This is a genomic window from Acinetobacter calcoaceticus ANC 3811, from assembly GCF_000399665.1.
GTDB lineage: Bacteria > Pseudomonadota > Gammaproteobacteria > Pseudomonadales > Moraxellaceae > Acinetobacter > Acinetobacter calcoaceticus_B.
This window is the reverse complement of the sequence record NZ_KB976986.1, coordinates 1,492,773-1,505,181: the sequence shown is the minus strand read 5'-3', so window position 1 is coordinate 1,505,181 and position 12,409 is coordinate 1,492,773. Positions and strand designations below refer to the sequence as shown.

The following is a 12,409-nucleotide window of genomic DNA, read 5'->3' as shown; positions in this document are numbered from 1 at the left end:
TTTTATTTGTTAAGTAACTGGTTTAAATGAACCAGATTTGCCATTTGCTGATTACCTTTATCATTTGGATGTAAATGATCACCAGAATCATAAATTGGATTCAATCGCTCAGGATGTTTTGAATCTTTTAAGCCTTGCTCAAGATCCAGAACCCCATCAAATGTTTTACTGGTTCTCATCCAGTGATTGATTCGCTGACGTAATTCATCTTTATTGGGTTGGTAATAATTATCTAAAGGTGTATTGGGTAAAGCACCTGAAAAGGGAAGTAACGTCGCCCCAATCACTTGAATACCTTGCTCATGAGCTTCCTTTACAACACGTTTATAACCCTCAGTTAATGCTTCAAAAGACGGTATTTGTTGTTTAGGTGCAAAAGCTGTACCGGGCCATGAAATATCATTGATACCCACCAGCACAATTAAAGTTTTAACCCCTGAGTATTGAAACACCTCAGTTTTTAAACGTTTTAAAGCACTGTCACCCATACCGTCGTTAAGTAACCGATTTCCTGAAATTCCACTATTAATGACAGCCACATGGTCTGCTGATAAACGTTTAGCTAAAAAATCAGTCCATCGAGAATTTGCATCTAGAGTTGCAGTTGCGCCGTCGGTAATGGAATCTCCAATAACTGCAACAACATGAGCTTTACGCTTCGGTTTTACTTCTACTGCCGACAATAATAACCTCGCCGTTGTTGCTTGAGCATTCGTAGGAACACTTAAGTGTGCTGTCTGGTTACCAGTAATAATCCAACTGGTTTGTTTAGCATCCCAATGGAATGTTTTAAAGGTTGTTGGCTTTTGAATAAAGCTATTTACCATTAACTGCGCATGATCGGGAACAGCTAATTCGATTGGATCACTCACTAGTTGTTTGCCCGGTAAAATTTTTGCTTTAAGTTGCCCAGAAAAATACACAGGATAGGCGCTCTTAGATTTCAGACTTGCTGTGTCCGCTAAGCCAATTGTTGTTTTATCAATATAAAGCGGTTTTTTGCCATATTGATTGGTAAAAACAAGTCGAACACTTACACCACCCAAACTAATTTGACTCACTTGTCTGATCGTTTGGTTAGATATTTGTTCAGGAATATGAGTCGGGAAAACAAAATCTTTATCCCAGACTTTTTGGGGGCTAGCTGCCCAAGTGGTAATCCATTCGCTCTTTTGTACTTCTGCTTGTGCAAAGCTCGTAATTAAAACCAGAGAGAATAGGGCGGATTTATAAAGTTTCATCTCATGAACTCTTTAAAACGAATTAAAGTTATCTTGAAACAAATTGCTGGCTTGTTATAGCGGTCTAAGCGGAATAAGATTTGTGAAACAGATTCATAAATAGATTTCGTTATGTCATATTTTGATATTAATCGATCTGGCGAGCTGGCAATTTTTATTCGTGTGGTCGAGTTAGGAAGCTTTTCTGCTGTAGCAAGAGCATGCGACATGACGCCGTCTGCTGTCAGTAAATTAATTGCTCGTTTAGAGAAAAGACTTGGGGTAAGGTTACTTAACCGTTCAACACGCCAGTTTCAACTCACCAGTGAAGGATGCCAGTTTTATGAGCAGGGTCTTCAAATACTCAGTGAGCTAGATGAGCTTGAACAATCGGTTACTGCCAAACACACACCGAAAGGGCGAATAAGAATTCATACCAGTCTTTCATATTGGACGCATTTTTTATTACCTTGTATTTCTTTATTTAATCAGCGCTATCCACAAATTGAATTAGAGGCTCATTTAAGTGATGAAGTCATTAATTTAGTTGAGCAAAGAATTGATGTTGCCATTCGGACAGGGCCATTAAAAAATTCAAATCTAGTGGCGCGTTCATTGGGGAGCACGCATAAACATTATGTATGTTCACCAACATATATTACACAGTGCGGTTGTCCACAGCATCCAGATGAACTTTACGAACACCAACTTTTAGACGTAAGTTATCAACGCCAGAATAAAACATGGTTATTTAAAAAAGCAGATCAAGAAATCGCACTCCTGCCTACTCAGGTTTTAAGAGTAAATCATGGAGAAGCGATTTTGCAGTTAGCGCTTGCCGATGTTGGCATTGCACAGCTAAATGAATTTCAAATTCGAAAAGCGCTAGAACAAAAGCAGTTAATTAAAATTCTTGAAGACTGGAATATTCATGCTTCTGAAGAATTTCATGCTGTCTGGATCGGTCATGATAAATATGTTCCTAAACGTGTACGGGTCTTTTTAGATTTCTTGGTAGAGCATGCAAATATCAGTTAATTGGGTCTTTTCTTGCACTTAACTGACATTGGTGAATTGTTTCATTCATGGTTTCCACAAAGTTCATGTTCGCGTCAATATTTTGTAAGCTTACTTTTGGTAGGTCTTGTACAAATTGTGGCGAATAATGTTCTTCTAAAGAGTTATAAATACAATTGCATTGTGAGAGCGCACGGCCTGACCACATACAATGGGTATTGAATTCGTTTTTACTAATAGATCTGCAACCTAATAAACTTATAGAACTTATTAATAGGGTGCACACTAAAACAATACGATATGAAAAAAACATCATTATTGCTCTTCGTTGGTTGTTGTTATCGTTAAGTTATGCTTATAGAGGGGCTAATCTTTAGCTGGCGTTAAATCTTGAGATTTTTTCCGTGTAAAGATAAAAGTCGGGATAGGTGAAAAGATGAGAGGAATTCTTTAAAAGTGTTTTAAGCTGAACGATAAGATAATGAAGTTTAAGAAAAATAAAATGATATAAAATAATAGTCATTAGAGACTCCTTGATAAAAGAAGTTACGCCCAATCACTGCTATTAATTATGGTGGTGAAACGAAAGAGGGTTAGCAGACTGATACCTAAGAAACCAGCACACCCGAAGGTGTCCCACTCCCGTTCCTCCGTCAAAGGCACGAGGGGCTCCACACCAAAAAACGTGTTTTTAGTGCACTTAGGTAGACGATCTGCTAAAACCGACTGACAAAATAGGTCAGCCGGAGCATGATAAGCTGAGCATTAAAGCGGGTCAATTGCAAAAATAAAAGATTGGTTTATATAAACAAATATTAATATTTTTAAATTTTGATTAATAAAATAAGCGATTATTTAGAATTTAGACGATTGATTAATTATTATACCTAATCTTAATGTTTGAGTTTAAATGTTTATATATCAAATATTTATTAATTGTTAATTTATATATTGTTTGCAATCATTGACTTAATAAGACACAAACTTAGAAAGGGTGAGCAATTTTACTTTTCTGAATATAACAATCTTAAATAATTAGCCAGTGCCAAAATTTAATTAAAATATCAATTGCAAGAATGGTATTTTTTAATCATTTATTTAATTTTGATTTTTACAAAAGCTTGCATAATCTACAAAAGTTAAGAGAACCGCAGCGGTAGGCCAACAGAAGATAATGTTATTCATAAGCCTACATCTTAAAATTAATCAGGGTGACCGCAATGGTAAGAATTTTTTGTGCAGTGAGTATGGTCGTTGCAATTGCTATGGGTATGAGCGCTTGCCAAGATCGAAACTCAACAGATGATGATGGAACACATGGCTCTAATGATCCAACCGTTCCTCAGCAAATGAATAAAAACTCATAATTATTTCATTTAAGAAAACTCACTTTTAGGTGGGTTTTCTTATCGTTATTTTCTATAAAATATGTAACATAATAAAAAAAATAATTATATGAAAATATAAAATTAATCAATAAATTAGTGAGTTATAGTCTTTCTATAAATTTGTTGTTAATAAATTGTTGCTAGGATGAGTTATCGTTTCAAAAAATTAATAAAATAAACACAATAAATTACTTATATTCATCCAAAATTCATTTTAGTGATGACAGTTTTATAAAGGTAAGGATATGCCCCAGTACTTAAGAATAGCTGAGAAAATATATCAAAATGTTAAAGAAAAAAAAGGCTTTACAGATGAGCCTATGGAAGATCTCAACAATTTGATGATTGAACTCAGACATGAGCTTAAGGGGACAAAGCTTAAGCTTTTATACAATTATATTGATTTTGCTGAATTACTGATTAAACCTCTACAAGAATCTAAAATTAAATTGGATTTAAGTATTATTCCTAAGAGTAGGAATACTCAAGAATTTGTATTATGGCTTGCAGGTTTTATTGAACGGATTACAACAGGTGGACAAGAAAAGTTACCACCAATCCAAGCGAAGGTTGCTTTACCTACCTACGCTTATGAGGAAACTTATTCTACTTCAGAAACGCCTGTAAATAACGGAGAAGAAATTATTGAATATTTTAAGAAAAAAGAAAGTTAAATAGATACATATAAAAAGAGCTTATTTCCGAGGGCCAATCGGAAATAAGCTCATAGTTTTGGGTTAATAGAAAATATTAAAAAAAGAAATTATCTTCCATTCCATGCATCTTTAATCGCTTGTTTTGCATGTTCCCATTTTAAGCGAGATTCAGCTTTGAGTTCTTCCCACTTTTGTTCTAGGCCGCCTTCGACATCTTCAAATTGAGTACCTTGCTGTGATTCGGTACGTGCGCGATGACCTAACTCATAGGCTGCTGAAAAATCTCGATCGAAATCTAGATCTGGTGTAGTAAGCTGAGCTTCTTGATAATAAGGACGAGTAAGGTAACTTTCGCGCCAATAAGTGTCAGAATAATTATGGTCGCCAGCTGGCAGTCGTGCGTGATCGCTATTTTGATCTGTCATCAGTTTTTCCTCATCTATTATTTAATTTTATGCTTATGTTAAATTTAGGAAGGTGAGTTCACCTTCCTAAATAAAATGAATGACCGCATCAAATGACATTCAAGTCAGCAATGGATTAGCGTTGCTGATTGTTGTTATTTGAGTTTTGTTGGCCTGAATCTTTTTGATTAGAGCCTTGTTGTTGGCGGCGGTTGTCATTTTGCTGTTGTTGCTGATTGTTTTGTTGCTGTTGATCATTTTGCTGTTGGTTGCCGTTTGGCTGTTGCTGGTTATTGCGGTTGTCATTTTGCTGTTGTTGTTGCTGTTGATTATCACGTTGATTGCTTTGATTATTAGTAGTGCTCATCTTTAATTACCTCATATCATTTATGATGTGTGTTTTATCTGAGAGCTTCAGATAGGTTTATTTAAGCATGAAAATTTATAATGTGAAGCTTAAGGGTGTTACCCAATATTTAACTGTAACTTCTAAAATTAAATAAAACATTGATTTCTATAAAATGTAATTTTTATCAAATAAACATAATTAATATGAAAGTTGATTAAATTACATTTAAGTACATTGGTGTTAAAGAAATACTATGATCATTTCTAAATGTGTATTTGTTATTTTATATTTAGGAATATCTATTTTTTATTATCTAATATTATGTATTCTATATCTTTAGAAATGCAATAAATAAGTTGTCTTATTTTAAGGCAAGGTGGTCCTTTGAATATTCGTCTAAAATTATAGAACTGATTTTTATAATAAATAGAATAAAAGAAGGTCCCTACAGGTTTTTCTTTAGTTTCAGAACCTCCCTTTTTTAAGAGTCCTGTGCATGCAATATAAAGATCGGCATGTAAGAGTTCTTTGCCTTTTTTGATCATCTCTATGGTGACTTGCATCGATTCAGGTGTATATTTTTCAATAAGTTCCGAAGAGATATGAAGTGTATTTTCTTTGACACGTAAGTCATAACTGACCAAGCTTCCAATAAGAATATCGCCCGAATAGGGGCTTAAAGAAAAGCGGTAAGCTAGATAGCCCGCAGAAGCACTTTCAAAAAGTGCAATTTTAATTTTTTCTTGTGCTAATAATTTGCAACATGAGTTAAACATTTGTTTTCTCCTTACATGTTTTTTAATTTAGTTATAAAATTATTTTTAATTTCTTTTTGTTAATTTTTTAATATTTATACTTTTCAAAGTAACTCAAATGTAATTTAAGTTTAAAATTTATATATTTTTTATAAAAACAGAAGGTTAATTTATTCTAAAGTTGAGAATGTAATGTTGTGTTAATTTTCATGGTATTGAATTTTAAGATTTTTGTGGGAAATGATTGTTTCTTAATAACGTAATATAACAAAGGGGTGCTGGGATTATGGTTTGATTAAAGTATGGTAATTTATATCTCACTAAAGGAGAATAGAAATGCCTGTTGTAGTGAAAGAAAGATTATTAGACCTACTACAAGATAATCAACAGAACTATTACGAATTATTTGTTTTTTTCCTTGATCCTGATATTTCTAGTTTTGAAAAAGAAAAGAAAGCAAGAGATTTTCTGATTAAAGAAATAGATAAACTAGATCAAAAGGAAATAGATTTTCCTTCAAATATAAATATGATTAAAGCATGGTGTGAGAATGACAATAAAGAAAACTGTGAATTATTTCAGACTTACCTAAACCGTAGACAAAACGGGGGCGAGAGAGAGTATTTTAAGAATGTCGGTCAGGCATTCGAATTTTTAATTAAGGTTTCCCCAACTAAAAAAGTAGATGGTGCATGGCTCTATAGTTCAGTTCACTACTGGAATGATCCGATTTTTCATGACCTCATTATTACTTATCTAGAAGAGCTGGGACTAGGTGAGCCGAAAGCAAACCATGTCTGTATTTATGATGACTTGCTACGTAGTTTGGGTCTCGATAGTTTTGATGTGCTTTTAGAAGATGAATATTACCATAATGCCGTAATTCAGTTGGCGCTTGGTTATGCTCCGTCTGAGTTCATTCCAGAGATTGTGGGCTTTAATTTAGGCTATGAGCAATTACCACTTCATCTACTCATCAGCAATTATGAGCTTGCAGAATTAGGTATTGATTCTAAATATTTTAATTTGCACATCACTATCGATAACATTGATAACGGGCATGCAGATAAAGCAATTAAAGTTATAGAAAATATTTACGATAAATATAGAGATAAAGAACTTTTCTTTAATAAATTGAAGCGCGGTTTTGCTCTTAATGGTCATGGTGTTTCATCTTCAAAAATTATTAAAAATTTAAATCTTGAAGATTTAGTCCTTAAAATTTTGAAAAGAAAAGCTTTAGTTGGTCAGTTAATTCATAACGAAAGCCGACAATTCGGATGTAAAACGATTAATCAATGGTTATCAAATCCAGATGATGTTAGCGGCCTGTTATCACATTTAATTGAACACAAGTGGATCAAATTTAAGGCTGACCCTGAACTGAGTGTGTTCTGGCGAATGATTAATGAAGAAAATGGAAAAATGTTTGGGGTGTTTAACCCTGTAGAGCGTCAAATTATTCATGACTGGATTGCAGGCGATGATCATTCTTCTAATGTCTTGGCATATAGCAGGGCATTAAATAATAGCCAACGTATTCAAGATTATTTGTTTAGCTATATCTCTGATGGCGAACTTGATGCCTTACAAGAGCGTGTTCAGAAATCACATGATCTCGCCATAAAAATATGCAAGCTGACTCCGTTTTTGGCCCCAGATTCACACCATAAAAGCATTGGACTTTGGAGCACGCGTAAATATGTCGAGCTTCTTTTTCCATATTTAAGTTCCTTTAACAAAAACTAACTCTTGAAGTTTTTAATTCACCCCACGTTTAACTTTAAAACATAGGTAATGAACATGACTGATAATGTTAAATCAACAAATAAAACAAGTGAAATGGCTGGAGCTGATGCTGCAAATAAAGCCAATACTACCCAAAAAACTGAACAATTAGATTCAGTCAGAGACGATGCAACCAATGAAGCATTAACCACAAACCAAGGTGTTAAAATAGCGGATAACGAGAATAGCTTAAGAGCGGGTATTCGTGGTTCGACGCTACTAGAAGATTTTATTTTAAGAGAGAAAATTACTCATTTTGACCATGAACGTATTCCTGAACGTATCGTGCATGCGCGTGGTGTAGGCGCGCACGGTTACTTTCAAGCGTATGAAGGAAATGAACGTTTAACAAAAGCAGGATTTTTAACTGATCCAAGCATCCAAACGCCAATTTTTGTACGTTTCTCAACAGTGCAGGGATCACGTGGCTCTGCTGACACCGTCCGTGATATTCGTGGTTTTGCGATTAAATTTTATACCCAAGAAGGTAATTTCGATTTAGTCGGCAACAATGCGCCAGTATTTTTTGTGCAAGACGGTATTAAGTTTCCAGACTTTGTTCATGCGGTAAAACCTGAACCAGATACAGAAATGCCAACAGGAGCAACTGCACACGATACTTTCTGGGATTTTGTATCTTTAGTCCCTGAGTCAGCTCATGCAGTAATTTGGGCAATGTCAGACCGTGCTATTCCACGTAATCTACGCTCAATTCAAGGCTTTGGTGTTCATACATTCCGTCTTATTAATGCTCAAGGTAAATCACATTTTGTGAAATTCCACTGGACCCCTAAACAAGGTTTAAGTGCTTTAGTGTGGGATGAGGCTCAAAAGCTTGCAGGTAAAGATCCAGATTTCCATCGTCGAGATCTTTACGAAGCAATTGAGAATGGGGTTTATCCTGAATGGGAGTTGGGTGTACAAATTGTCGAAGAAGAAGATGAAATGAACTTTGACTTCGATTTGTTAGATCCAACTAAAATTATTCCTGAAGAGTTGGTTCCAGTAACACCAATCGGCCGATTTGTTTTAAATAGAAATGTAGATAATTTCTTTGCAGAAACAGAGCAGGTGGCTTTCTGTCCGGGACATATTGTGCCAGGAATTGATTTTACAAATGACCCACTTCTACAAGCACGCCTATTTTCGTACACCGATACACAGTTAAGTCGTTTGGGGGGACCGAACTTCCATCAAATTCCGATCAATAAACCGGTATGCCCATTCCACAACAATCAACGTGATGGTATTCACCAACATACGATTCATAAAGGGCAGGCTTCATATCAACCAAACTCAATTGATAATGATTGGCCAGCAGAAACGCCACCCGCTGCTTCAAATGGTGGCTTTGAAAGCTATCCTGAACAAATTAGCGGACACAAGCTTCGTCAAAGAAGTGAAACCTTTTCCGATCATTTTTCACAACCGCGCCTTTACTACAAAAGCCTTGCCCCTCACGAGCAAAAGCATGTGGTCGATGCCTATACTTTTGAATTAAGTAAAGTGCAAAGAAAACACATTCGTGAGCGCCAAGTTCAACAAATTTTGGCAAACATTGATCTCGACTTAGCTCGACAAGTAGGCGCTAATTTAGGAATTGAAGTTCCTGATTTGACGCTAGATTATAAGAAAACCGCAGTTGAAAAATCGGCTAAATTATCTTTCTTGGCTTTCCCTCCTGCAGATATTCAAGGCCGAAAAGTTGCAGTACTTATTCATAACCTTGTGAAGTCAGATACACTTGAAGCTATTAAAAATTGGGCGATTAAAGAAGGTGCGGTTGTTCATTTACTAGCGCCGAGCTTGGCTCCAGTAAAAGACCATAAAGACAACATTATTACCGCTGATGGTATGCAAATGGCTGAACCTTCAATTGCTTATGATGCGGTAATTATTCCTGATGGCGATAACTTAAATGCTGTGCTGCAAGATGGTGTAGCGCGCCACTATGTACTCGAAGCTTATAAGCATTTAAAACCAATTGCGTTTTTAGGTAATAAATCTGATTTGCTTGAACCGCTAGGTTTAGTTGCTGATGAAGGTACTTTAGTTGAAGATGAATTCCAGCCTATTGCTGAAAAATTCAAAAAACTGATTATGGCTCATCGTGTTTGGTCACGAGAACAAATAGCCGCTCAGGTACCAGCTTAATAAACAAAAAAAGCCCTGAAAGATTTATCTTTCAGGGCTTTTTTATATCTTACGGATTAACCATTTACGATTTGGCCACCGTTTACATGAATCACCTGACCTGTAATATAACTTGCATCATCTGAGGCAAGGAAAAGGTAGGCAGGTGCAACTTCACTTGGTTGTCCCATTCTTCCCATTGGCGTGTCTTTACCAAACTTCTCGACAGTTTCTGCATCGAAACTACTCGGGATTAATGGCGTCCAGATTGGTCCCGGCGCAACACCATTTACCCGAATTCCTTTTTTTTGTTTCATTAAATTGTTCGATAAGCTACGTGTAAAAGTCGTAATCGCACCTTTTGTGCTGGCATAATCAATCAGCTCATCATGGCCTTGATAGCTGGTAATACTGGTTGTGTTAATAATACTGTCGCCTTCTTCCATATAAGGAATTGCTTCTTTCGTCAGATAAAACATTGAAAAAATATTTGTCTTAAATGTTTTTTCTAATTGCTCATTACTAATACTTTCAATTTCTTTTTGCTGATATTGCACGCCAGCATTATTCACTAAAATATTAATTTTTCCATAATGTTGTAGAACTTTATCAATATCTAGTTTTGCAACATCTGGGTCAGAAATATCACCTTTTAATAAAAGGCAATGTTGTCCTTCTCTTTCAACGAGCTTTTTGGTGATTTCGGCATCCTCATCTTCTTCAAGATAAAGGATTGCAACATCAGCGCCTTCGCGGGCAAATAATACTGCAACAGAACGACCTATACCGCTATCACCACCACTAATAACGGCAACTTTATCTTTTAACTTATCGCTTCCTTTATGGGAGCTTTTTATAATTTCTGGTTCAGGATGCATTTTTTCCTGATCGCCTGGTTGATGAGATTGAACTTGTGCGGGGGCGGATGTTGGATAATGATTGGTTGAGTTTTCCATGTTTCAAATACCTCTGCTTTAATATCTAATTTTTCTATAATGATCTATTGCTACGTAAATATGAGTAAAATGAATTTTTTAATAAGTTGTCTTTGTTATTTTATATATAAGGATGTAAATAAATATTTTATATTTAAAAGTTAAATAATATTTATTAATTTGATTTTATTTTTATCAATCATACTTTTAATAATAAATCGATTTTCTGTATCCTCTAACCAGTTTTCTATCGGTAGATTATTAGATAGGTCTAATATTTGCTTAATTATTTTTTTAGCGGCTTCTATATCTTCTGAATTTTTAATAGATATGTCGTCTGAGTTTGAGTATATATCTTCTTGCTGAATATTCTTTGATTTAATAATGTATAAATCTCTTTGAAATGGATGGCTAGCATGAGGAGGATCTAATCTATAGCTCCATTCTTGATCGTAGCTCTGCCATGAATTCTTAGACTTAATATGGCCTAATAAAATTTCAGGTATAGAAATATGCAGATATTGTAGAGTTGAGTATTGATTTTTTAATTGCATTGTTTAATTACTCCTATCATTTTAAATTAGTTTTAAATATTCATTTTAATCTCGCAAGTAAATTTTTTTTGAAAATGTAATTGCATATGTGATTGTTTTATAATTAAATTAATTGTTTGTTAAATATTTGCTCAACGGTAAGTGTGTTCTTGTTTTTTATCAGTCTGTACGTTTTGAAATTTTTTGTTGTGAGTGTTGTTTATTTAAATGCCTTTGTAAAAATATATTGTAATGTTTGATTGAGTAATAATGGGTATGTGGATTATTTAAAAGGTAAAAATTATAATAATTTAAAATTTTAAAATATTTTATAAATAATAAAGTTATAAATAATTTGCAATCTTGTTTTATATACATTTAAAAGGATTGATACATCACTTGGTTGGGAAAATATTATAAATCTTCTATCTTTATTAAATCCGTTAATTAAAAGCGGTAGTGACTATAATTAAATATAGGAAGATATAACTATGGCTAATACTAGATACGAAGATGATGATAACAATAGTAATAGTACAGGTACTTCAAATCGTGGATTTGCAAGTATGGATCCTGAAAGAGTTAAAGAAATAGCGAGTAAAGGTGGGCGAGCAGCCCATGCGAGTGGTAATGCGCATGAATTTACTTCCGAAGAAGCTCGTGAAGCTGGCCGAGCAGCGCATGCAAGTGGTAACGCACATGAATTTACCTCTGAGGAAGCGCGTGAAGCGGGTGCTTTAAGCCATAAAAATGGTGGACGCGGTCGTAGTCGTGACGACGATGATGATGACGATCGCGGTAGCCGTTCAGGTGGTCGTGGCCGTAGCCGTGATGACGATGAGGATGACGATCGCGGTAGCCGTTCAGGTGATCGAGGCCGTGGTCGCAGCCGTGACGACGATGATGATGACGATCGCGGTAGCCGTTCTAGCGGACGAGGCCGAGGTCGCAGCCGTGATGACGACGATGATGATGATCGCGGTAGCCGCTCAGGCGGACGAGGTCGTGGCCGCAGCCGTGATGACGATGATGATGACGATCGCGGTAGCCGTTCAAGTGGCCGAGGTCGTAGCCGTGATGACGATGATGATGACGATCGTGGTAGCCGTTCTAGCGGACGAGGCCGAGGTCGCAGTCGTGATGACGATGATGATGACGATCGTGGTAGCCGCTCAGGTGGCCGAGGTCGCAGTCGTGATGACAACGATGATGACGATCGCGGTAGCCGCTC

General features: G+C 35.7%; 13 protein-coding genes. 6 read left to right on the top strand and 7 right to left on the bottom strand.

What is annotated here, in order from left to right:
* Window positions 1-2 precede the first annotated feature (2 nt).
* Window positions 3-1,241 (bottom strand): SGNH/GDSL hydrolase family protein, encoded by a 1,239-nt coding sequence (locus F935_RS08435; RefSeq protein WP_016138533.1) that lies wholly within the window; start codon window positions 1,239-1,241, stop codon window positions 3-5.
* 111 nt (window positions 1,242-1,352) lie between these two features.
* Here F935_RS08435 and F935_RS08430 point away from each other — a divergent pair, with 111 nt between their 5' ends.
* Entirely contained in the window at window positions 1,353-2,258 is a 906-nt protein-coding gene (locus tag F935_RS08430) for a LysR family transcriptional regulator (RefSeq protein WP_016138532.1), read from the top strand.
* Here the strand turns inward: F935_RS08430 and F935_RS19045 are convergent.
* Entirely contained in the window at window positions 2,251-2,553 is a 303-nt protein-coding gene (locus F935_RS19045; RefSeq protein ID WP_016138531.1) for a hypothetical protein, read from the bottom strand. The genes F935_RS08430 and F935_RS19045 overlap by 8 nt on opposite strands.
* Window positions 2,554-3,457: 904 nt before the next feature.
* On the opposite strand from F935_RS19045, the gene F935_RS18835 reads away from it, so the two are divergent.
* Complete coding sequence (locus F935_RS18835) at window positions 3,458-3,604, top strand: hypothetical protein (RefSeq protein WP_016138530.1); 147 nt, start codon at window positions 3,458-3,460, stop codon at window positions 3,602-3,604.
* A 266-nt stretch (window positions 3,605-3,870) separates the two neighbouring features.
* On the top strand, window positions 3,871-4,299 hold the full coding sequence (locus F935_RS08420) for a hypothetical protein (RefSeq protein ID WP_016138529.1): 429 nt from the start codon (window positions 3,871-3,873) through the stop codon (window positions 4,297-4,299).
* Between the two features lie 89 nt (window positions 4,300-4,388).
* Here F935_RS08420 and F935_RS08415 read toward each other — a convergent pair whose 3' ends face one another.
* The 3 genes from F935_RS08415 to F935_RS08405 all read right to left on the bottom strand — a co-directional run bounded on the left by F935_RS08415 (window position 4,389) and on the right by F935_RS08405 (window position 5,810).
* Entirely contained in the window at window positions 4,389-4,706 is a 318-nt protein-coding gene (locus F935_RS08415) for a hypothetical protein (RefSeq protein ID WP_016138528.1), read from the bottom strand.
* Window positions 4,707-4,821: 115 nt separating this feature from the next.
* The gene (locus tag F935_RS08410) at window positions 4,822-5,052 is read right to left on the bottom strand and encodes a hypothetical protein (protein ID WP_016138527.1); all 231 of its coding nucleotides are present in this window, start codon (window positions 5,050-5,052) and stop codon (window positions 4,822-4,824) included.
* Between the two features lie 281 nt (window positions 5,053-5,333).
* A complete protein-coding gene (locus F935_RS08405; RefSeq protein WP_016138526.1) occupies window positions 5,334-5,810 on the bottom strand; it encodes a CinA family protein in 477 nt (158 codons plus the stop codon).
* Between the two features lie 315 nt (window positions 5,811-6,125).
* Here F935_RS08405 and F935_RS08400 point away from each other — a divergent pair, with 315 nt between their 5' ends.
* Both F935_RS08400 and katE read left to right on the top strand, forming a co-directional pair.
* Complete coding sequence (locus F935_RS08400; RefSeq protein WP_016138525.1) at window positions 6,126-7,538, top strand: iron-containing redox enzyme family protein; 1,413 nt, start codon at window positions 6,126-6,128, stop codon at window positions 7,536-7,538.
* A 48-nt stretch (window positions 7,539-7,586) separates the two neighbouring features.
* A complete protein-coding gene (gene katE, locus F935_RS08395; protein ID WP_080645567.1) occupies window positions 7,587-9,731 on the top strand; it encodes a catalase HPII in 2,145 nt (714 codons plus the stop codon).
* A gap of 56 nt (window positions 9,732-9,787) precedes the next feature.
* On the opposite strand, the gene F935_RS08390 is transcribed toward katE, so the two are convergent.
* Window positions 9,788-10,666: an SDR family oxidoreductase gene (locus tag F935_RS08390; protein ID WP_016138523.1), complete on the bottom strand. Its 879-nt coding sequence runs from the start codon at window positions 10,664-10,666 to the stop codon at window positions 9,788-9,790.
* Between the two features lie 140 nt (window positions 10,667-10,806).
* On the bottom strand, window positions 10,807-11,199 hold the full coding sequence (locus F935_RS08385; protein WP_016138522.1) for a DUF6367 family protein: 393 nt from the start codon (window positions 11,197-11,199) through the stop codon (window positions 10,807-10,809).
* Between the two features lie 470 nt (window positions 11,200-11,669).
* On the opposite strand from F935_RS08385, the gene F935_RS19135 reads away from it, so the two are divergent.
* A partial coding sequence (locus F935_RS19135) for a KGG domain-containing protein (RefSeq protein WP_016138521.1) occupies window positions 11,670-12,409 on the top strand: 740 nt, incomplete at its 3' end.

Coding starts and splice junctions, on each gene's coding strand:
- F935_RS08390 (WP_016138523.1), bottom strand. CDS start 10,666: ATGGAAAACTCAACCAATCATTATCCAACATCCGCCCCCGCACAAGTT.
- F935_RS18835 (WP_016138530.1), top strand. CDS start 3,458: ATGGTAAGAATTTTTTGTGCAGTGAGTATGGTCGTTGCAATTGCTATG.
- F935_RS08405 (WP_016138526.1), bottom strand. CDS start 5,810: ATGTTTAACTCATGTTGCAAATTATTAGCACAAGAAAAAATTAAAATT.
- F935_RS08435 (WP_016138533.1), bottom strand. CDS start 1,241: ATGAAACTTTATAAATCCGCCCTATTCTCTCTGGTTTTAATTACGAGC.
- katE (WP_080645567.1), top strand. CDS start 7,587: ATGAACATGACTGATAATGTTAAATCAACAAATAAAACAAGTGAAATG.
- F935_RS08415 (WP_016138528.1), bottom strand. CDS start 4,706: ATGACAGATCAAAATAGCGATCACGCACGACTGCCAGCTGGCGACCAT.
- F935_RS08420 (WP_016138529.1), top strand. CDS start 3,871: ATGCCCCAGTACTTAAGAATAGCTGAGAAAATATATCAAAATGTTAAA.
- F935_RS08400 (WP_016138525.1), top strand. CDS start 6,126: ATGCCTGTTGTAGTGAAAGAAAGATTATTAGACCTACTACAAGATAAT.
- F935_RS08410 (WP_016138527.1), bottom strand. CDS start 5,052: ATGAGCACTACTAATAATCAAAGCAATCAACGTGATAATCAACAGCAA.
- F935_RS08385 (WP_016138522.1), bottom strand. CDS start 11,199: ATGCAATTAAAAAATCAATACTCAACTCTACAATATCTGCATATTTCT.
- F935_RS08430 (WP_016138532.1), top strand. CDS start 1,353: ATGTCATATTTTGATATTAATCGATCTGGCGAGCTGGCAATTTTTATT.
- F935_RS19045 (WP_016138531.1), bottom strand. CDS start 2,553: ATGATGTTTTTTTCATATCGTATTGTTTTAGTGTGCACCCTATTAATA.